At 69.8% G+C, this 20,275-nt stretch carries 17 protein-coding genes; 11 read left to right on the top strand and 6 right to left on the bottom strand.

Features of this window, described 5'->3' with window-relative positions; genetic code table 11:
• Positions 1-96: 96 nt before the first annotated feature.
• The 6 genes from ACF8ML_RS27420 to ACF8ML_RS27395 all read left to right on the top strand — a co-directional run bounded on the left by ACF8ML_RS27420 (position 97) and on the right by ACF8ML_RS27395 (position 5,593).
• Positions 97-1,038 carry an AAA family ATPase gene (locus tag ACF8ML_RS27420; RefSeq protein ID WP_392408520.1) on the top strand — a complete coding sequence of 314 codons (942 nt, stop codon included), beginning with the start codon at positions 97-99 and terminating at the stop codon, positions 1,036-1,038.
• The gene (locus ACF8ML_RS27415) at positions 1,035-2,291 is read left to right on the top strand and encodes a VWA domain-containing protein (protein WP_392408519.1); all 1,257 of its coding nucleotides are present in this window, start codon (positions 1,035-1,037) and stop codon (positions 2,289-2,291) included. Before ACF8ML_RS27420 ends, ACF8ML_RS27415 begins: the two co-directional genes overlap by 4 nt.
• Before the next feature lie 38 nt (positions 2,292-2,329).
• On the top strand, positions 2,330-3,061 hold the full coding sequence (locus ACF8ML_RS27410; RefSeq protein ID WP_016448920.1) for a CoxG family protein: 732 nt from the start codon (positions 2,330-2,332) through the stop codon (positions 3,059-3,061).
• Positions 3,062-3,315: 254 nt separating this feature from the next.
• Entirely contained in the window at positions 3,316-4,386 is a 1,071-nt protein-coding gene (locus tag ACF8ML_RS27405; RefSeq protein ID WP_016448919.1) for an XdhC family protein, read from the top strand.
• Between the two features lie 170 nt (positions 4,387-4,556).
• On the top strand, positions 4,557-5,249 hold the full coding sequence (locus ACF8ML_RS27400) for an AzlC family ABC transporter permease (protein WP_338497474.1): 693 nt from the start codon (positions 4,557-4,559) through the stop codon (positions 5,247-5,249).
• A 5-nt stretch (positions 5,250-5,254) separates the two neighbouring features.
• The gene (locus tag ACF8ML_RS27395) at positions 5,255-5,593 is read left to right on the top strand and encodes an AzlD domain-containing protein (protein WP_392408517.1); all 339 of its coding nucleotides are present in this window, start codon (positions 5,255-5,257) and stop codon (positions 5,591-5,593) included.
• 2 nt (positions 5,594-5,595) lie between these two features.
• Here the strand turns inward: ACF8ML_RS27395 and ACF8ML_RS27390 are convergent, their stop codons facing one another.
• On the bottom strand, positions 5,596-5,985 hold the full coding sequence (locus tag ACF8ML_RS27390) for a nuclear transport factor 2 family protein (RefSeq protein ID WP_013803605.1): 390 nt from the start codon (positions 5,983-5,985) through the stop codon (positions 5,596-5,598).
• Between the two features lie 422 nt (positions 5,986-6,407).
• Here ACF8ML_RS27390 and ACF8ML_RS27385 point away from each other — a divergent pair, with 422 nt between their 5' ends.
• From ACF8ML_RS27385 to ACF8ML_RS27370, 4 genes are all read left to right on the top strand, one after another.
• Positions 6,408-8,015, top strand: coding sequence for an efflux RND transporter periplasmic adaptor subunit (locus ACF8ML_RS27385; RefSeq protein ID WP_392408516.1), 1,608 nt, complete (start codon positions 6,408-6,410; stop codon positions 8,013-8,015).
• A gap of 45 nt (positions 8,016-8,060) precedes the next feature.
• A complete protein-coding gene (locus ACF8ML_RS27380) occupies positions 8,061-11,192 on the top strand; it encodes an MdtB/MuxB family multidrug efflux RND transporter permease subunit (protein ID WP_392408514.1) in 3,132 nt (1,043 codons plus the stop codon).
• A gap of 348 nt (positions 11,193-11,540) precedes the next feature.
• A complete protein-coding gene (locus tag ACF8ML_RS27375; RefSeq protein ID WP_392408513.1) occupies positions 11,541-14,702 on the top strand; it encodes a multidrug efflux RND transporter permease subunit in 3,162 nt (1,053 codons plus the stop codon).
• A 23-nt stretch (positions 14,703-14,725) separates the two neighbouring features.
• Entirely contained in the window at positions 14,726-16,225 is a 1,500-nt protein-coding gene (locus ACF8ML_RS27370) for an efflux transporter outer membrane subunit (protein WP_279495492.1), read from the top strand.
• Between the two features lie 3 nt (positions 16,226-16,228).
• Here the strand turns inward: ACF8ML_RS27370 and ACF8ML_RS27365 are convergent, their stop codons facing one another.
• Positions 16,229-16,594, bottom strand: coding sequence for a hypothetical protein (locus ACF8ML_RS27365; RefSeq protein ID WP_016454686.1), 366 nt, complete (start codon positions 16,592-16,594; stop codon positions 16,229-16,231).
• Positions 16,595-16,607: 13 nt separating this feature from the next.
• On the opposite strand from ACF8ML_RS27365, the gene ACF8ML_RS27360 reads away from it, so the two are divergent.
• The gene (locus tag ACF8ML_RS27360; RefSeq protein WP_392408512.1) at positions 16,608-17,381 is read left to right on the top strand and encodes an ATP-binding cassette domain-containing protein; all 774 of its coding nucleotides are present in this window, start codon (positions 16,608-16,610) and stop codon (positions 17,379-17,381) included.
• A 24-nt stretch (positions 17,382-17,405) separates the two neighbouring features.
• On the opposite strand, the gene ACF8ML_RS27355 is transcribed toward ACF8ML_RS27360, so the two are convergent.
• The 4 genes from ACF8ML_RS27355 to ACF8ML_RS27340 form a co-directional block, all read right to left on the bottom strand.
• The gene (locus ACF8ML_RS27355; protein ID WP_392408511.1) at positions 17,406-18,212 is read right to left on the bottom strand and encodes a LytR/AlgR family response regulator transcription factor; all 807 of its coding nucleotides are present in this window, start codon (positions 18,210-18,212) and stop codon (positions 17,406-17,408) included.
• 159 nt (positions 18,213-18,371) lie between these two features.
• Positions 18,372-19,460, bottom strand: coding sequence for a sensor histidine kinase (locus ACF8ML_RS27350; RefSeq protein WP_043792493.1), 1,089 nt, complete (start codon positions 19,458-19,460; stop codon positions 18,372-18,374).
• Between the two features lie 29 nt (positions 19,461-19,489).
• Positions 19,490-19,825: a 2TM domain-containing protein gene (locus ACF8ML_RS27345; RefSeq protein ID WP_392408510.1), complete on the bottom strand. Its 336-nt coding sequence runs from the start codon at positions 19,823-19,825 to the stop codon at positions 19,490-19,492.
• A 34-nt stretch (positions 19,826-19,859) separates the two neighbouring features.
• Positions 19,860-20,270: a DUF2306 domain-containing protein gene (locus tag ACF8ML_RS27340; protein WP_016454691.1), complete on the bottom strand. Its 411-nt coding sequence runs from the start codon at positions 20,268-20,270 to the stop codon at positions 19,860-19,862.
• Positions 20,271-20,275: the final 5 nt, after the last annotated feature.

The raw sequence follows: 20,275 nt of genomic DNA, 5'->3' as shown, positions 1-20,275 counted from the left end.
GCGGGGCGGCCCTTCCTCGGTGTCCCTGAGTTGGATTGCGCCAGTTTTGCGCAGCGCAGACGAAGCGCAGTTCCATGACGATTGGATAAGGACTGAATGAAGGTTCCCGAGCAAGCCATTGCCTCCATAGACGCCCTGGTCGCCGCGCTGCAGGCCGAAGGCTATTTCGCCGACCGGCGCCTGGCCACGGCCGTCTTCCTGGCCCTGCGGCTGCAGCGGCCGCTGCTGCTGGAGGGCGAGCCCGGCGTGGGCAAGACCGCGCTGGCCCAGGCGCTGGCGCGCGTGCTGGAGCGCCGCCTGATCCGGCTGCAGTGCTATGACGGCATGGAGCAGCGCGAGGCGCTGTATGAATGGAACTACGCGGCCCAGCTGCTGCACCTGCGCGCGGCCGAGCTGGCTTCGGCGCAGCCCGCGGCCGCACCGCAGCAGGACCGACTGCAGCGCGCAGAGCAGGAGGTCTACCAGGAGCGCTACCTGGTAAGCCGCCCGCTGCTGCAGGCCCTGCAGCAGCCCGAGCCCGGCGCCGTGCTGCTGATCGACGAGATCGACCGCGCCGACGAGCCCTTCGAGGCCTTCCTGCTGGAGTACCTGGGCGAGTACCAGGTCAGCATTCCCGAGCTGGGCACGGTGGCGGCACGCGTGCCGCCCGTGACCGTGCTCACCAGCAACCGCACGCGCGACCTGCACGACGCCGTCAAGCGCCGCTGCCTCTACCACTGGCTGGACTATCCCGGGCGCGAGCGCGAGCTGGCCATCGTGCGCGCCCTGGTACCTGGGGCCGGGCAGGTCCTGACGGCCCAGGTGGCGAGCTTCGTGGGGCGGCTGCGCAGCCAGCCCTTTGCCGACGCCTTCCAGCGGGTGCCCGGCATTGCCGAAAGCGTGGAATGGGCCAAGGCCCTGGTGGCGCTGGACACCCTGGTGGTCGATCCCGAAGTCGTGCACGACACGGCCGGCATCCTCTTCAAGCAGCGCGAGGACGTGGCCGCGCTCACGCCCGAGCGGCTGCAGCAACTGCTGGCGCCGGAGCCCGCGCCGTGACGGCTGGTGCAGCCGGTGCCGCCGGTGCCGCCGATGGGGGCGAGCGCACCAGCTGGCTGGGCGATGCGCGCAGCGGCAAGCTGGCAGGCAACCTGGTCGGCTTTGCGCGTGCGCTGCGCCGCGCGGGCGTGCCCGTGGATGGCGGGCGCATGGCGCTGGCCCAGCAGGCCCTGTCCCTGGTCGGCCTGGCGCGCGAGGACATGGCCGCAGCGCTGGAGGCCGTATTTGTGAGCAACGCCCAGGACCGCGCCGTGTTCCGCGAACTGTTCGACGCCTACTTCCGCAATCCCGATGTGGCCCGGCAACTGCTGGCCCAGTTGCTGCCGCAGGCGCCCCGGCCGTCCGCGCCGCGCCACCGCCCGCGCGTGCAGGAAGCCCTGTCGCCCCGCCAGGCAGGCGAGGGCAGGGCCGCCGTCGATGAAGAGCTGAAGCTGGACGCCGCCATGACGGCCAGCGAGCGCCACCGCCTGCGCCATGCCGACTTCAACCAGCTCAGCGCCAGCGAATACCTGCTGGTGCAGCGCCTGGCCCGGGACATTGCCCTTCCCTTGCCCCGCTACCGCAGCCGCCGCACGCGCACCGGCCAGCGCGGCGCGGTGCCCGACTGGGCTGCCAGCCTGCGTGCGGCATCGCGCCACGGCGGCGAAATGCTGCAGCTGCTGCGGCGCGAACGGCGGCGCCTGCCGCTGCCCTGGCTGGCCCTGGTCGATGTCTCGGGCTCCATGGAGCGCTATGCGCGGCTGCTGCTGGCCTTCCTGCACGCGGCCACCAGCACGCAGCGCCATGCGGGCCTGCGCCGCCAGGTCTTCAGCTTCGGCACCGAGCTGCGCGACCTGGGCCCGGCCTTTGCCCAGGCCGACACCGACGCCATGCTCGAGCGCGCCAACGCCGCCATTGCCGACTTTGGCGGCGGCACGCGCCTGGGCAGCAGCCTGGGCGAACTGCGCCGCCTGCATGCGCGCCACCGGGTTTCAGGCCTGGTGGGCCGGCGCACCCTGGTGCTCATCATCAGCGACGGCCTGGACACCGGCGATGCCGCCGAGCTGGACCGCGAACTGGCCTGGCTGCGCCGCCACAGCGCGCGGCTGCTGTGGCTCAACCCGCTGCTGAGCTTTGACGGGTATGCCCCACTGGCCCAGGGGGCGGCCGTGCTGCATCGTCATGCCCATGCCATGCTTGCGGTACACAACCTGGAATCGCTGCAGCAACTGGCCGGTCACCTGGCGCGGCTGCTGGCGGCGCCAGGCCGCTGAGCCGCTTGCGGCCACCCCCATCGCAGAAAGGAATTGCCATGGAAATGCAAGCCAGCCGTTCCCTCGCCGTCAGCCAGCAGCAGGCCTGGGAGGCGCTCAACGATCCCGAAACGCTCAAGGCCTGCCTGGCCGGCTGCGACCGCTTCGAACCCCAGGGCGATGACCAGTACGCCGTGGGCATGGCGGTCAAGGTGGGGCCGGTATCGGCCAAGTTCAGCGGCAAGGTCACGCTGTCCGACATCACGCCGCCCGAGCGCTACCGCATCGCCTTTGAAGGCCAGGGCGGCGTGGCCGGCTTCGGCAAGGGCGAGGCCGACGTCACCCTCACTCCCGAGCCCGCTGACGCCGCAGGCCAGCCGCGCTGCCTGCTCAGCTACAGCGTGCAGGCCCAGGTCGGCGGCAAGATCGCCCAGCTGGGCCAGCGGCTGATCGACGGCGCCGCGCGCAACATGGCCGACGACTTCTTCGCACGATTCGATACGCTGATGCAGCAGCGCCACCCGCGCGCGCCGGCAGCGCCTGCCGATGCAGGCGACACCGCCGACCTGTCCCACCTGCCTGCCGGCCTGGCCGATGAAACCGGCCACATCGAGCCCACCGTGGACGCCCAGGCCTGGGAGCACGACGCCGCAGCCGGCGTGGCCACGCCGCTGGATGCCGCACCGGCCACCGAGGCCGAGGAACGCTCGCGCCGCGCCATCCCGCTGTGGTGCTGGGGGCTGGCCATCGTCGTCGTCCTGGGCGCCGGCTGGCTGCTTTCGCGGTACTAGGGCGCTCCCCCTGAGCGGCTGCGCCGCTTCCCCCTCTCTCGCTTCGCGGGAGGGGGACGACGCCCTCGCCGCGAGGCGGCTCTTGCTCGGCGTCTCTGGCCTCAGATTTGTTGTGGCTTCTATGCTTCGCCCTGCGCTACCAAGCCCTTTTTACATGCTGCTGCACCCTTCTTGATGCAGAGAGACAATAGCCGCCGAAAAGCGCCAGGCGCCCAGCTGCACAGGCAAGCCAGGTGCCGGCGTGGAGATTTGCAATGGAAAACCTGGATGTTCATGTTCTGCGCCACCTCGCGCAATGGCGCGCTCAGGGCGAGCGCGCGCTGCTGGCCACGGTAGTGCGTACCTGGGGCTCGTCGCCCCGGCCCATCGGCTCCATCATGGCGCTGGGGGCCTCGGGCGCCGTGGTCGGCTCCGTGTCCGGCGGCTGCATCGAGGACGACCTGATCGCCCGCTACAGCCACGCCTCGGACGCCGACGCCCTGCGCGACGGCGCGCCCCGGCTGCTGCGCTACGGCGTCAGCGCCGACGAGGCCCACCGCTTCGGCCTGCCCTGCGGCGGCACGCTGGAGCTGCTGCTCGAATTCAATCCCGACGCTGCTGCGCTGCAGCAACTTGTGCAATGGCTGGACGAAGGCCGCATGGTGCGGCGCACCGTGGACAAGGCCACGGGCCAGGTCGCCCAGCAGGTTAGCGACGCACCCGAGCCGCTGGTGCATGCCGGGCAGCAGGTCGCCAACAGCTTCGGTCCCGAGTACCGCATGCTGCTCATCGGCGCAGGCCAGCTGTCCGAATACCTGGCCACCATGGCGCTGTTCAACGGCTTTGCGGTCACCGTCTGCGACCCGCGCGAGGAATACAGCCGCCACTGGAGCGTGGCCGGCGTGCAGCTGTCGCGCGAGATGCCCGACGACCTCGTGCGCACCATGCGCGCCGATGCGCGCACCTGCATCATCGGCCTCACGCACGACCCCAAGCTCGACGACCTGGCCCTCATGGAAGCCCTGGAATCCCCGGCCTTCTACGTCGGCGCCATCGGCTCGCGCCGCAACACCGCGCTGCGCCTGCAGCGCCTGAGCGAGCACTTCGGCCTGGGCGACGCGCAGCTCGCGCGCCTGCGCGGCCCCATCGGCCTGTACATAGGCAGCAAGACGCCTCCCGAAATCGCCGTCAGCATCATGGCCGAGGTCCTGGCCGCCAAGAACGGCGTGGCCCTGCCGCGCGGCATGACCGTGGAAGAAGGCAAGCTCGCCGCAGCCCAGCCCCCGCAGCCGCTGGAGGATGACGGGCCCGAGGGCATCACGCCCCTGGTGTGCGGGGTGGGTTAGACGGGGCGCCGCAGGCGGGTGGCATGGGGCTGCAGTGACGGGAGTCGAGGCGCTATATTGATCGATCTTCTTTCATAGAGGGAGGCGATCATGTGTTTGGCTGGGAATGAGGCCGGCTTGCCCGGCACGATTGTCGGCAATCCTGTGGCGAAAGGGTTCGGAGGCGCGGCGTGAGCGGCGCTCGTCCGCTGGCTGCCGGCCTGACCGCCAGCCTCTCCGTGGCAACAGGCTATCTGCCGATTGCTTTTTCCTTTGGCGTGGCGGCCGTTCAGGCGGGTCTTGCTCCATCCATTGCCGTGATGGCTTCCGTGCTGGTCTATGCCGGAGCCAGCCAGTTCCTGCTGATTTCGTTGCTGGCTTCGGGAGCCGGGCTGTGGACCGCTTTGCCCACGGTGCTGTTGATGAATGCGCGGCATGTGCTGTATGGCCCGGCCCTGCAGGTGGTGCTGGGGCCGCGGCAGCGCCTGGCCACGCCCTGGTTGGCCTTTGGCCTGACCGATGAGGTGTTTGCCACCGCCATGAGCAAGATGCAGGGCGTGCCAGAGGCCGAGCGCGAGCACTGGTTTCTGGGCCTGCAACTTGGCGCCTACGCGGCCTGGGTGGGCGGCACGGTGATGGGGGTGACGCTGGTGGGCGAGGTGGATCGGTGGCCGGCAGCCGTCCGCGAGGGGCTGGCCTTCGTTCTGCCGGCATTGTTCTTTGCGCTGCTGCTGGAGGCGGGGGTGCTGCGCTGGTGGCGTGCGGTGCTCACGGCCGCCGTGGTCGCCGCGGTGCTGGTTTGCTTCATTCCGGGCTACCACGCACTGGCGCTGGCGATCCTGTGCGGTGCGCTGGCGCATGCGGCCACGGCCGATAGGGGCTGATCACCATGTCGTACACATTCTGGATCTTGCTGTTGTGCGGTGCCGGCACCTTTGGCCTGCGCTGGTTGCCGTTGTGGCAGGCACGCCGCAGAGGGCACTCTGCACGGGCGTCCCGGAAGGTGCAGAGGTGGCTGGCGGGTGTCGGGCCCGCCGCCATCGCTGCCCTGTTCGTGGTGTCAACCTGGGGGCTGTTGGTCAGCGATGTCCGCTGGGGGCAGGTGGCCGTGATCTCCGTGGCTTTGCTGGCCATCTGCCTCGCACGCCTGGTGCGTAAAGGCATTGCCATGCCGACCTTGGCTGGTGCGCTGACCTACGGCCTGCTGGCTCATGTCAAGCCCTGGTGATGTCAGTGCGGCTGGGCATGGAAGGCCTTGTTGGCAATCTTCCAGCCGGCCTCGGTCTTGAGCAGCACGAAGTAGTCGATGAAGGTGATGGCGCCGTGCACCAGGGTGATCTTGGCGCTGGCCGCCGTGCCGCCGATGTCGATGGCGTCGATGCTGCGGCGGCGCGTGGCCTCGTCGGCGGCGGGCTGGCCCTTGAAGCGGGCGCAGTAGGTGTCGATGTCCCAGGAGGTCAGCGGGCCTTCGCGCACGCTTTCGATGCGGGCGGTGGGCATGAAGGCGGCGCGCATGTGGGCGCTGTTGTCCTCGGCATGGCCGCGCATGTACAGCTCCAGCGGCACGCGCACGGCGGCTTCTTCGGGGTGGTCGGTCAGGCGTGGGTTGGCAGTCGTCATGGTGTTCTCCTGGGACGGATGGATGGCGGCCTGCGCCTGCAGGCCGGCGGCCGCGCATCGTAGCCACAAGCGCGGGGTGCAGTCCAACGGGGTGACAGGCGCGACCTGCGCCGGGCTGGGGTGCAATGCCTTGTTTTCAATGGACTTTTCGGCCGATGCGCCCCGCATTGGCCGTGCCTGAGTCAACAGTGTTGTGAGCGCCGTGCCCTGTCTGAGGCCCTGCCGACGGGTGGCCGACCTGTTTCCGAAAACGCTCTGGCCAGGGCGGGTAAAGCCGGGGTAAAGCGGGGGTAATGCCTGCGTAAAACGGCGATCTGCCTCGTTTTGGAGAGCATGGGACTGGCTACCATAGCCGCATCCGCCGCCGTGCCCCGTTCCGGGGCCGGGCCCACGGCTTCCTCCCACGATTTCCCGCAGTGACCATGAAACGCCTGTCCAGCAGCCCCCTTGTTGCAGATGCCCACGGCGTACGCCAATGTGGCCGGATACGGCCTGCCCTGATGTGGGGCGTGATGGCATTGGCCTTGGTGGCGGGGGGCGGGCTGTGGTGGTGGAACAAGCGTGCGCCGGCGCAGGGCGAGCAGGCCTCGGCCGGTGCGCCCGGCCCGGGTGGCGGGCGTGCGGGAGGCGGCCGGCGCGGCCCCGGCGGCCCGGGTGGACCTGGCGGCCCCGGCGCCATGGGTGCCCAGGCGCAGCCGGTGTCCGTGGGCGTGGTGGAGCGGCGCGACATGCGCGTGCTGATCAGCGCCATCGGCACCATGAACCCTCGCGCCACGGCCGTGGTGCGCGCCAAGGTGTCGGGCGAGTTGCTGCGCCTGCATTTCAAGGAAGGCGACGAGGTCAAGGCCGGCCAGCTGCTGGCCGAGATCGATCCGCGCAGCTTCCAGGCCAGCTTCAACCAGATCCAGGGCACGCTGCAGCGCGACCAGGCGCTGCTCAAGAACGCCCAGCTGGACCTGCAGCGCTACAAGGAGCTGCAGGCCCAGGATTCCATTGCCGGCCAGCAGGTCGATACCCAGGCTGCGCTGGTGCGCCAGTACCAGGGCACGGTGGCCGCCGACCAGGCCCAGGCCGATGCGGCCAGGCTGCAACTGAGCTACACGCGCATCACGGCGCCCATTGCGGGCCGGCTGGGCCTGCGCCAGGCGGACCGGGGCAATGTGGTCAACCCTTCGGATGCCAACGGCATCGTCACCATCACCCAGGTCAAGCCCATCGATGCGGTGTTCTCCGTGCCCGAGGCGCATGTGGGCACGCTGGCGCGGCGCCTGGCCGAGGGCCGCGAGCTGCCCGTGGAGCTGTGGGACCGGGACCTCAAGCAGCAGCTGGGGCGCGGCCGGCTGAATGCGGTGGACAACAGCATCGACATCGCCACCGGCACCATCAAGGCCAAGGCCGCCTTCGACAATGCCGAGGGCCGGCTGTTCGCCAACCAGTTCGTCAACGTCAGGCTGGAAGTGGACCGGCTGGAGCAGGCGCTGACCGTGCCGACCACGGCCGTGCAGAACAACTACGTCTATCTGGTCCAGGAGGATGGCACGGTGACGCAGCGGCGCATCGCCGTGGGCGTGACCGATGGCGACCGCGTCAGCGTCAAGGGCGAACTCAAGCCTGGCGAGCAGGTGGTGGTCGATGGCATTGACCGCCTGCGCGAAGGCGCCAAGGTCACGGTGATCGAGCCCGACAAGGTGCAGAAGGTGGACCAGGCCGTGCAGGACGCCTCCAGCCAGCCGCGCGGCATGCGCAATCTGCCGCCCGATGTGCGCGCCAAGCTGGCGACCATGAACCCCGACGAGCGCAAGGCCTACCTGCAGAAGCTGCGCGCCGAGCGCGGTGGGCTGCGCAATGGCGGCAATGGCGGTGGCAACAGTGGCGGCAGCAATGGCGCCGGCAGCGGCGCACCGGCCGCCGAAGGTTCCGCGCCTGCATCCCAGGCACCTGCGCCGTCACCGGGCTCGCCCCAGCCATCGCCCGGCCCGGCGTCTGCCGCTCCGGCGGCTCCAGCGGCTCCCGCTCCTGCCGGGCGCTGAGCAGCGCCCGGCACCTGAAGACCGCAAGCCCTTCCAGGCGGCCCCATGAATCTTTCCCGCATCTTCATCCTGCGACCCGTCGCCACCTCGCTGCTGATGGTGGCGGTGCTGATCGCCGGCCTGCTGGCCTACCGGCTGCTGCCGATTTCGGCCCTGCCCGAGGTGGACTACCCCACCATCCAGGTCACCACGCTGTACCCGGGCGCCAGCCCCGACGTGATGACCTCCAACGTCACCGCGCCGCTGGAGCGCCAGCTCGGCCAGATGCCGGGGCTGTCGCAGATGTCGTCCACCAGTTCGGGCGGCGCCTCGGTGATCACGCTGCGCTTTGCGCTGGACATGGCCATGGACGTGGCCGAGCAGCAGGTGCAGGCCGCCATCAACGCGGGTGCCAACCTGCTGCCCAGCGACCTGCCCATGCCCCCGCTGTACAGCAAGGTCAATCCGGCGGATGCGCCCATCCTCACGCTGGCCATCACCTCGCCCTCGCTGCCGGTGATCCGCGTCAATGACCTGGTGGAGAACCGCCTGGCGCCCAAGCTCTCGCAGGTCAACGGCGTGGGGCTGGTGGCGATTGCGGGTGGTCGCCGGCCCGCCGTGCGCATCCAGGCCAACCCGACGGCGCTGGCCGGCCTGGGCATGACGCTGGACGATGTGCGCACCGCCATCGCCGCCGCCAACGTCAAGCAGGCCAAGGGCGGCTTCGACGGCCCGGCGCGCGCCTCCACCATCGATGCCAACGACCAGCTGCAGTCGGCGGCCGAGTACCGCAACCTCATCATCGCCTTCAAGAACGGCCTGCCCGTGCGCCTGTCCGACATCGCCCAGACCGTGGACGATGCCGAGAACACGCGCCTGGCCGCCTGGGCCGGCACGCCCGAGGGTGGCTCGCGCGCGGGCGTGATCCTCAACATCCGGCGCCAGCCCGGCGCCAACGTGATCGAGACGGTGGACCGCATCAAGGCGCTGCTGCCCCAGCTCAAGGAGACGCTGCCGGCCTCGCTGGACGTGCAGGTGCTGACCGACCGCACGGTGACCATCCGCGCCTCGGTCAACGACATGCAGCTGGAGCTGATGCTGGCCATCGCCCTGGTGGTGGCGGTGATCTTCGTCTTCCTGCGCAGCGCCTCGGCCACGCTGATACCGAGCTTTGCCGTGCCGCTGTCGCTGATCGGCACCTTCGGCGTGATGTACCTGGCCGGTTTTTCCATCAACAACCTCACGCTGATGGCGCTGACGATCTCCACCGGCTTCGTGGTGGACGATGCCATCGTTATGATCGAGAACATCGCGCGCTTCGTGGAAAAGGGCGAGCCGCCCATGCAGGCCGCGCTCAAGGGCGCCAGGCAGATCGGCTTCACCATCATCTCGCTGACGATTTCGCTGATCGCCGTGCTGATCCCGCTGCTGTTCATGGGCGACGTGGTGGGGCGGCTGTTCCACGAGTTCGCCATCACCATGGCGGTGGCCATCCTGATCTCGGCCGTGGTCTCGCTGACGCTCACGCCCATGCTGTGCGCGCGGCTGCTGCGCCACCAGCCCGAAGGGGCCCAGGAAGAACGGCATGGCCGCCTGTACCACGCCACGGGCCGTTTCTTCGACCGCACCATCGCCGGCTACGGCCGCATCCTCACCTGGGTGCTGGACCGCCGGGGCCTGACATGGATCGTCTTCCTGGCCACGCTGGCCGTGACCGTGCTGCTGTACTTTGCCGTGCCCAAGGGCTTCTTCCCGGACCAGGACACGGGCACCATCCAGGCCACGACCGAGGCCGACCAGTCCATCTCGTTTGCCGCCATGGCCGAGCGCCAGCAGGCCCTGGCCGAGCTGCTGCTCAAGGACCCGGCCGTGCAGAGCATCTCGTCCTTCATCGGCGTCGATGGCAGCAACACCACGCTGAACACGGGCCGGCTGCTGATCGACCTCAAGCCCCATGGCCAGCGCGATGGCGTGCCCGCCGTGCTGCGCCGCCTGTCCGACGATGCGCTGCAGATCCCGGGCATACGCCTGTACGCCCAGCCCGTGCAGGACCTGACCATCGAGGACCGCGTGGCGCGCACCCAGTACCAGCTGCTGATGTCCTCGCCCGACATGGCGCAGCTGACCACCAGCACCCAGGCCCTGGTCGAGCGCATGCACGACCTGCCCGAGCTGGTGGACGTGGGCAGCGACCTGCAGAACCAGGGCCTGCAGGCCTTCGTGCAGATCGACCGGGCCCAGGCCAGCCGGCTGGGCGTGACGGTCGCGGCCATCGACACGGCGCTGTACAACGCCTTCGGCCAGCGGCTGATCTCCACCATCTTCACGCAGTCCAACCAGTACCGCGTGGTGCTGGAGGTGGCGCCGCAGTTCAAGATCGGGCCCGAGTCGCTGCAGGCCATCTATGTGGCCTCCAGCGCGGGCGCGCCCGTGCCGCTGTCCTCGGTGGCCACGGTCAGCGAGCGGCCCATGGCCCTGGCCGTGAACCATGTGGGCCAGCTGCCGGCCGCCACCATCTCGTTCAACACTGCGCCCGGCGTGTCGCTGGGCCATGCCGTCAAGGCCGTGCAGGACCTGATGGCCCAGCTGCGCACGGAGGGCCATATGCCGCTGTCGGTGGACGCTGCCTTCCAGGGCGCGGCCCTGGCCTTCCAGGCCTCGCTGTCCAACACGCTGCTGCTGGTGCTGGCGGCGGTGATCACCATGTACATCGTGCTGGGCGTGCTCTATGAGAGCACCATCCACCCGGTGACCATCCTGTCCACGCTGCCCTCGGCCGGCGTGGGCGCGCTGCTGGCCCTGCTGCTGGCGGGGCTGGACCTGGACATCATCGCCATCATCGGCATCGTGCTGCTGATCGGCATCGTCAAGAAGAACGCGATCATGATGATCGACTTCGCGCTGGAGGCGCAGCGCGAGGAGGGGCATACGCCGCGCGAGGCCATCTACCAGGCCTGCCTGCTGCGGTTCCGGCCTATCCTGATGACGACCTTGGCGGCTTTGCTGGGGGCCTTGCCGTTGATGCTGGGGACGGGGGTGGGCAGTGAGTTGCGGCATCCGTTGGGGGTGACGTTGGTGGGGGGCTTGCTGGTGAGTCAGTTGTTGACTCTGTTCACTACGCCTGTGATTTATTTGACGTTTGAGGGGTGGGCGCAGAGGTGGCGGGATCGTTCCTCTCGGGAGAGCGTTCATGCCTGAGCTTGTGCTCTTGTCTTGGCTGGCGCCGCTGGCCGGGTCTCGGCCCGGCGGCCGACCTACTTTCTTGCCTCGCAGCAAGAAAGTAGGCAAAGAAATGCGCCCCCACTGCCCACGACCCTTCGCTTCGCTGCGGGCAACCTGCGTTGGGCACGATGCGGGGTGTGCCGCAGAACTCGCTTTGCGCTTCGCGCGCCGCTCAGACAACTGCGGCAAGTCAGATGACGAAGCAAGCCTGTCCTTCGGCAGGCTTGCCACCCCGCATCGCGCCCAACGCAGGCGTGGGCAGAGGGGGGGAGGCGGGGGGATGGGCCATCGCTTCGCTCGGCCTGGGGTTTTTGGGGCTGGATCATGAGCCAGCTGTCCAATCTCTCGGCGCCGTTCATCTTCCGGCCCATTGCCACCATGCTGATGACCATCGGCCTGGCGCTGGCGGGGGCGGTGTCGTATTTCCTGCTGCCGGTGGCGCCGCTGCCGCAGGTGGACTATCCGACGATTTCGGTGTCGGCCAGCCTGCCGGGTGCAAGCCCCGACACGATGGCGGCGACGGTGGCGACGCCGCTGGAGCGGGCGCTGGGGGCGATTGCGGGGGTCAATGAGATCACGTCCAGCTCCAGCCTGGGCAGTACGCGCATCACGCTGCAGTTCGATCTGTCGCGCACGGTGGACAGCGCGGCGCGCGATGTGCAGGCCGCCATCAATGCAGCGCGCACGCTGCTGCCTTCGGGCATGCCGGGCAATCCTACGTATCGCAAGGTGAATCCGGCCGATGCGCCGATCATGATCCTGGCGCTGACGTCCAGCGCGCTGACGCGCGGGCAGATGTATGACGCGGCGTCCACCGTGCTGGCGCAGAAGCTCTCGCAGGTGGAGGGCGTGGGCCAGGCGTCCATCAGCGGCGGGGCGCTGCCGGCCGTGCGCGTGGAGCTGGACCCGGTGAAGCTGGCGGCCAATGGCGTGTCGCTGGACCAGGTGCGTACCGCCATTTCGGCCACGAATGCCAACCGCCCGCTGGGCGCGGTGGAGCGCGAGGACCATTACTGGCAGGTGACCGCCAATGACCAGGCCCGCGTGGCGGCCGACTATGCGCCGCTGGTGCTGCGCTGGAGCAATGGCAATGCGATCCGGCTGCAGGACGTGGCCGATGTCACGGATTCGGTGCAGGACGTGCGCAACTACGGCGTGGCCAATGGCAAGCCCGCCATCCTGCTGCAGATCTTCAAGCAGCCCGATGCCAACATCCTGGAGGCCGTGGCGCGCGTACGTTCTTTGCTGCCGCAGCTCAAGGCGTCCATTCCCGAGGCCATCGATCTGACCATCGTGTCCGACCGCACGCCTACGCTGCGTGCCTCGGTGGTGGAGGTGGAACGGGCGCTGTTGATCGCCGTGGCGCTGGTGATCCTGGTGGTGTTCCTGTTCCTGCGCAATGGCCGGGCCACGCTGATTCCGGCCGTGGCCGTGCCGGTGTCGCTGGCGGGCACGTTCGGCGTGATGTACCTGGCCGGCTATACGCTGGACAACCTGTCGCTGATGGCGCTGACCGTGGCCACAGGCTTTGTGGTGGACGATGCCATCGTGGTGCTGGAGAACGTGATGCGCCACATGGAGCGCGGCAAGACCGCGCTGCGCGCGGCGCTGGACGGGGCGCGCGAGATCGGGTTCACCGTGGTGTCCATGAGCCTGTCGCTGATCGCGGTATTCGTGCCCATCCTGTTCATGGGCGGCATCGTGGGGCGGTTCTTCCGCGAGTTCGCGGTGGTGATGTCGGCGGCGATTCTGATCTCGATGGTGGTATCGCTGACCACCACGCCCATGATGTGCGCGGCGCTGCTGCGGCCGCAGCGGCCTGCTGCACAGGCGCGTCCGCGCGGGCCAATGGGCCGCGCCTGGGACCGCTTCGGCGCCTGGGTGGGCCGGGCCGAGCGGCGTGCCATGTCCGGCTACCGCGCAAGCCTGGCCTGGTGCCTGCGCCACCAGCCGCTGGTGCTGCTGGTGCTGGCCGGCGTGGTGGCGCTGAACGTGCACCTGTACATGGCCATCGACAAGGGCTTCATGCCCAGCCAGGACACGGGCCGCGTGATGGGCTTCATCCGGGCCGACCAGTCCACCTCCTACCAGGCCATGGAGCAGCGGCTCAAGCGCTTCCTGTCCATCGTGCAGGAAGACCCGGCCGTGGAGTACGTGACGGGCTTCACGGGCGGGGGCCAGCGCAATGCGGCCAACATGTTCATGTCGCTCAAGCCGCTGGCCGAGCGCAAGGTATCGTCCGACGAGGTGATCAACCGCCTGCGCGACAAGCTCAAGAACGAGCCCGGCGCGCGGCTGTTCATGGTCACGCAAAGCGATATCCGCATCGGCGGGCGGCAAAGCTCGGGCTCGTACGACTACACGCTGCAGGCCGACGACATCCAGGACCTGCGCACCTGGGAGCCGCGCATCCGCCAGGTGCTGTCGCAGCTGCCCCAGCTCACGGACGTCAACAGCGATGTCTCCGACTTCGGCCTGCAGACCTCGCTGGTGATCGACCGCGACGCGGCCACGCGCCTGGGGCTGACGGTGGCGCAGATCGACGGCACGCTCAACAACGCCTTCGGCCAGCGCCAGGTGGGCGTGATCTACAACCCGCTCAACCAGTACCGCGTGGTGATGGAGGCCGCGCCGCGCTACCTGCAAAGCCCCGAGACGCTGCGCGGCTTCTTCTTCGTGAACAACCAGGGCGAGCAGGTGCCGCTGACCTCGTTTGCGCGCATCACCACCACCAACACGCCGCTGGCCGTGAACCACGACCGGGGCACGCCGGCCAGCACCATCAGCTTCAGCCTGGCCGAAGGCGTGGCGCTGTCGGATGCCAGCGACGCCATCCGCGCGGCCGTGGCCGAGCTGGGCGTGCCCGTGTCGGTGCGCGGCAGCTTCAGCGGCACGGCCGGGGCCTTCCAGCAGGCGCTGTCGGGGCAGCCGCTGCTGATCCTGGCGGCCATCATCACCATCTACCTGGTGCTGGGCGTGCTCTATGAGAGCCTGGTGCATCCGCTGACCATCCTGTCCACGCTGCCTTCGGCCGGCGTGGGCGCGCTGATGGCGCTGATGCTGTTCAAGACGGAGTTCTCGCTGATCGCGCTGATCGGGGTGATATTGCTGATCGGCATCGTCAAGAAGAACGCCATCATGATGATCGACTTCGCGCTGGAGCGGCAGCGCGGCGGCCATGCGACGGCCGCCCAGGCCATCTACCGCGCCTGCGAGCTGCGGCTGCGCCCCATCCTCATGACCAGCCTGGCGGCCATCTGCGGCGCGCTGCCGCTGGCCCTGGGCCGGGGCGATGGCGCCGAGCTGCGCCAGCCGCTGGGCATTGCCATCGTGGGCGGCCTGATGCTGAGCCAGCTGCTCACGCTCTACACCACGCCCGTGGTCTATGTGCTGCTGGACAGGCTGCGCCAGCGTGCCTTGGGCCTGCGTGGCCGCGTGCAGGGCAAGGACCGCGGCACCCCTGTGCCCGCCGCATCACCCCAGTGAACCGAATCCGAAAGCCCAAGGCCATGCAGCTGAAGACACTCCAAACCCCGGCGATCTGGCTGGCCGCCGCGCTGCTGGCCGGCTGCTCCACGCAGAGCGCCTACCAGCGCCCCGCACTCGAGGTGCCGGCCCAGTTCAAGGAAGCCACGCCCGAGGCGGCCGAGGCCGGCATCTGGCGGCCCGCGGACCCGTCGCGTGCGCAAGTGCCCGACAACTGGTGGGAGCTGTTCGGCGACGAGCAGCTCAACCGCCTGCAGCAGCAGGCCGCCACCGGCAACCAGAGCATTGCCCAGGCCGCCGCGCGCCTGCGTGCCGCGCAGGCGGCCGTGGCCAGCAGCCAGGCCGGGCTGTTCCCCACGCTGGGCAGCACGGCCGGCGCCACGCGCTCGCGCAGCGGCGGGGCATCGGGTGCATCGGGTGCATCAGGCACGGGCGGCAACACCGGCAGTAGCGGCAACATCTCGACCAACTACTCGCTGGGCCTGAACGCCAGCTGGGAGCTGGACCTGTGGGGCCGCGTGTCGGGCACGGTCAGCGCCAGCCAGGCCAGCGCCCAGGCCAGCAGCGACGACCTGGCCGCCGCGCGCCTGTCGGCCCAGGCATCGATCACGCAGACCTATTTCTCGCTGCGCGCGGCCGATGCCAGCGTGCGGCTGCTGCAGGAAACGCTGCAGAGCTACGAGCAGAGCCTGAAGCTCACCAACAACCGCTACCGCGCGGGCGTGGCCTCGTCGGCCGACGTGGCCCAGGCCGAGGCGCAGTACAAAAGCACCCAGGCCCAGCTCATCGAGGCGCAGACCAGCCGCGCCCAGCTGGAGCACGCCCTGGCCGCGCTGCTGGGCCTGCCGCCGGCCGCCTTCAGCCTGGAGGCCGGCGCCGAGCTGCCGCCGCCGCCCGAGGTGCCGGCCATGCTCTCGTCCCAACTGCTGGAGCAGCGCCCCGACATTGCTGCGGCCGAGCGCCGCGTGGCCGCCGCCAATGCCCAGGTGGGCGTGGCGCGCGCGGCCTTCTTCCCGGCGCTCACGCTGTCGGCCACGGCCGGCTACCGGGGTGCATCGCTGTCCAACCTGGTGAGTGCGCCCAACCTGTTCTGGTCGCTGGGCCCGTCGCTGGCGCTGGCGCTGTTCGACGGCGGCGCGCGCACGGCGGCCGTGGAGTCGGCGCGTGCCTCGCTGGACCTGGCCGCCGCCACTTACCGCCAGACCGTGCTGACGGCGTTGCAGGAAGTGGAGGACAACCTGGTCACCGCATCCGCCCTGGCGCGCGAGCAGCAAGTGCAGATCGAGGCCGTGGCCGCCGCGCAGAAGGCGCTGGATGTCGTCAACAACCAGTACCGCGCGGGTACGGTGGCCTATCTGAATGTGCTCAGCGCTCAGACCACGGTGCTGTCGGCGCGGCGCAGCCTGATCGATGTGCGCAACCGGCGCCTTGCCGCCGTCAACACCTTGCTCAAGAACGTGGCCGGGCGCTGGGAGCCGCTGGGGCCGGTGTCCGCGCAGGGGCCGCAGGCTGTCGCGCGCTGATGTTCAGTCCTGCAGCTCGAAGGCCTGGCGCAATGCTTCGCCGAAGGCCGCGCTGCCGCTGATCGACAGGTTCACCGTGGTGCGGCCATCCCCGGCCGCCACGGACTGCAGGCGCGCCGTGGCTGCGTCAAAGCGCCAGTCCAGCGGCTGGCCGCCGTCGTCCTGGGCCTGCAGCTCGTAGTCCCAGTCGCCGCCTTCCTCGATGGGGCCGCGCCGGCCCTTGAAGCGGCGGTGCGCCCAGGCCAGCAATTGCTCCACCTCGGCCGCCAGGGCCGGCACGCGCGTGGCGGGCACGCTGGCCATGGCGTCCCAGCAGCCCGTGCCTTCGTCGTCTTCGCTGTAGTCGAAATCCAGGTAGTCGAGGGTCATGGTGGCGGTCCGCATGCGTAGTGCGTGGTTGGAAAAGGGAAAGCCCGGCATTGTGCCGCGTGCACAATCGCCCGCATCGCAGAACCGGAAAGACATTCAGATGGACACCGCACAGCAATCGATGGCGCCGCCGATGGTGAGCGCGCAGGCCCTGCGCTTCGGGCAGCCGGGCCTGCTGCTGTGGGATGGCGCCTCGCACGACTGGCCCGTGGGCCTGTGCCTGGTGCGCGGCGGCGAGGGCTGCGGCAAGACCAGCCTGCTGCAGGCGCTGGCCGGCCATTTGCCCTTGCAGGGCGGGCGCCTGGTATATCCGCAGCAGCCGGACCCGTCGCAGCGCCCTGCATTGTTCTGGCGCGACCCGCGCGCCGAGCTGTCCAATGCCGAGCGCGCCCGGCCCGCGCAGGAATGGGTGCAGGACCAGCGGCAATTGCATCCGGCGTGGAGCGAGGCGGCATGGCAGGCCCATGCCGACGGCCTGGGCCTGGAGCCCCATCTGCACAAGCCCCTGCTGGCCCTGTCCACGGGCAGCCTGCGCAAGCTGTGGATGGCGGCGGGCTGGTCCAGCGGCGTGCCGCTGCTGCTGATCGACGAGCCGCTGGCCGCGCTGGACCGGGGATCGATCGACCATGTGCAGCGCACGCTGGCAGGGCTCAACCGTGCTGGCCAGCAATCGGCCCCCGTGGCCGGGCATGGCCCCCGCTGCGTGATCGTCGCCCACTGGGACGAGATGCAGGGCGTGGCCTGGGACGACGTGCTGGACCTGCCCGATCAGCCGCCGCTGCGCTGACGGAGCCGGCGTCTACATCGCCACCTACATCGCCTTGAACCGCTGCGCGTAGAGGCGGCTGACGGCCAGTTTCTCCGCTCGCTCGCGCAGCTGCAGCCACAGCCGGCCGGCCTCGTCGCGCTGGGCGCTGGCAATGGCGGCTGCGCGCACCACGGTGCCACGGTGCACCTGCCAGAATTCCTCGGCGTCCAGCCGGGGCAGCAGTTCCTTGAGCGGCGTGCGCACCAGGTACTCATGTGATGCCGTGAGCACGCGCACGTACTTGTCGGCGGCCTCGAAGTAGACGACGTCGTGCACGGGCACCATCTGGATCTGCGTGCCCACGCCGGCCTGGATCATCTGCAGCGGCGGCTCGGTGGCGGCGGGGGCCGTGGCACCGGCCAGGTGCCGCAATTGCTCCAGCGCCTGCGCCAGCGCAGCGCCGGCCGGGGCCGCCGTGCGCTGGGCCAGCAGCTCGCGCAGGCGCTGCACGCTGCGCGCCAGCCGCTCGGGCTGCACGGGCTTGAGCAGGTAGTCCACGGCCTGGGCCTCGAAGGCGTCCATGGCGTACTGGTCATAGGCGGTCACGAAGACCAGGATGGGAAACGGCTGCGCCTCTGGCCAGGCGTCGGCCAGTTCGGCAGCGGCCTCCAGGCCGCTCTGGCCCGGCATGCGGATGTCGAAGAACAGCACATCGGGCTGCAGCGCCAGCGCCTGCCGGCTGGCGCTCAGGCCGTCGCCCACCATGGCGGCAATCTGCAGCTCGGGCCAGGCGCGGGCCAGGGCCTGGCGCAGGTCCTCGGCCAGCAGGGGTTCGTCTTCGGCGATCAGGGCGCGGGGGGAGTGGGTCATTTCAGTCTTCTATTTCACTTGCGCATTGCCGACAGCGTATGAAACTGGCGCGGCCCAACTCAGGGGCACCGAGGAAGGGCCGCCCCGCACCGAGGGTGTCGTTCCCCTCCCGCGAAGCGAGAGAGGGCGCCGTGCACACGGGGGAAGGCGCGAAGCGACTCAGGGGGTGCATTTGAGGGTGATTCTGGCCAGAGTGCCGCCTTCGGGCAGGGCGGCCAGTTCGAAGTGCGCGGCGTCGCCATAGCGGCTGGCCAGGCGCTCGCGCAGCTGGGCCGTGCCGAAGCGGCTGCCGGGCAGGGCGGGCGCACCGGTGTCCAGGCCCATGCCGTTGTCGGCCACGGTCAACTCCAACGGGCCGCCGTCCATGCGGCGCGCGCGCACGGCGATATGCCCGCCTTCCAGCTTGGGCTCCAGTCCGTGGCGTATGCAGTTTTCCACCAGGGGCTGCAGCAGCAGCGGCGGCACGGGCACCTGGCCCAGGTCCTCGGGCAGGTCCAGCGTGTATTGCAGGCGCGGGCCCATGCGGATGGACATCAGCGCCAGGTAGTCGCGCAGGCGCGCGAATTCCTCGGCCAGCGCATGCTCGGTGCTGCGCGAGCCGCCCAGCGTGGCGCGCAGGTAGGCGATCAGATGGTCCAGCATGGCCTGGGCGCGCTGCGGGTCGCTGGCCACCAGCACGCGCAGGTTGGCCAGGGTGTTGAACAGCATGTGCGGCTCCAGCTGGGCCTGCAGCAGGGTCAGTCGCGCCTCGGCCGCCTGGCGGCGGGCCTGCTCGGCCTGCATCTGCAGGTGGCGCGAGTAGCCCAGCAGGAAGAAGGCCAGCGACATCACCGTGCTGGCGACGATGGTGACGGCCAGCGGTATCCACAGCCGGTGCATCAGGGCCGTGCTGGCATCGGGATCGGCCCACTGCCTGTAGGCCGTGCCGATCAGCGACCCGATCACGAACCCCGTCACGATGCCAGCCACCACCAGCGCGGCGCCGCGCCAGCCGCCGGGCCAGGGAATGTCCTGGCCCCGCGTCAGGCGCCAGCGGCCCAGTTCGATGGTGAGCCAGCTGGTCAGGCCGATCGACAGCGAGTAGATGAGGTTCACGTCCCAGCGGCCATGGTTGCTCAGGCTGAATGCGGCGGCAATCAGGGCGCAGGCCGAGGTCGTCGCGATGCCGTGGCGCAGCAGCGTGGTCCGTTCCACGATGTGGCCAGGGGCGGCCGGCTGGCGTGTGGCGTTGGATGCGGGGTCGGGCATGGAGGGCAATGGTAGTCCCATGGCGTGTTTCAGCGGGCGCGGCCCTGGCGTGACTGCAGCGCCTGCCGCTCGCGCTCCACCATGCGCCCGTGCCAGCCGTTGCCCGGCAGGGCCAGCCAGACCACGGCCCCGTGGATGGCCAGTCCCAGGCCCCAGCCCAGGGCCGGGAAGATGGCCCAGTGCCTGCCCTGGGACAGCGACAGCGCCGCCAGCCCGAGGTTGACCAGCACATAGACGCTGGCGTGGATCATCCAGCCCATCTTGGCGCCTGCGCGGCGGCGCGCCATGCGCTCCAGGGCATCGTCGTCGTGGCGGGCAGAGGGATCGCGGGGATGAAGGGAATCAAGGGGATCGAGGGTGCGCATGGGAAGTTCTCCATCAGGGGGAAGGAAAGCGGCGTCAGGCCAGGCCCAGCTGCTGCCACAGCAGGTCGCCCAGATAGCGACCGGGCAGCAGGGTGAACAGGCCCGCCACGACGCAGGCGCCGATGTAGACGCTGCGCATGATCTTGCGGTGGCCGGCGATGTTGCCGTGGTACAGGTGCCAGAACGAGCGGCCCAGGCCGGCAAAGGTCAGCGGCACCAGCAGGTGGACGGGCGTGTAGCCGCCCCAGTTGGGCAGGCGGTAGTCGCGGATGAAGCAGGCGGACACCGCCGCGCAGACCATGAGCGTGACGAAGGCATGGCCGGCCGCGCGGTGCAGGCGGGGATGGGCGGCGGCCTGGCGGCGTGCCAGCAGGGCGATGGCACCCGTGGCCGTGGCCCCGAGGGCGGCACTCATGTGGATGGCGATCAGCGGTGTCATTTGCATGGCGG

Origin of the sequence: Delftia sp. WSY_10 (genome assembly GCF_043104705.1) — a bacterium.
Classification (GTDB): domain Bacteria; phylum Pseudomonadota; class Gammaproteobacteria; order Burkholderiales; family Burkholderiaceae_C; genus Comamonas; species Comamonas tsuruhatensis.
Note: the sequence above shows the minus strand (reverse complement) of the source record. Positions and strands in the feature narration are given on the sequence as shown.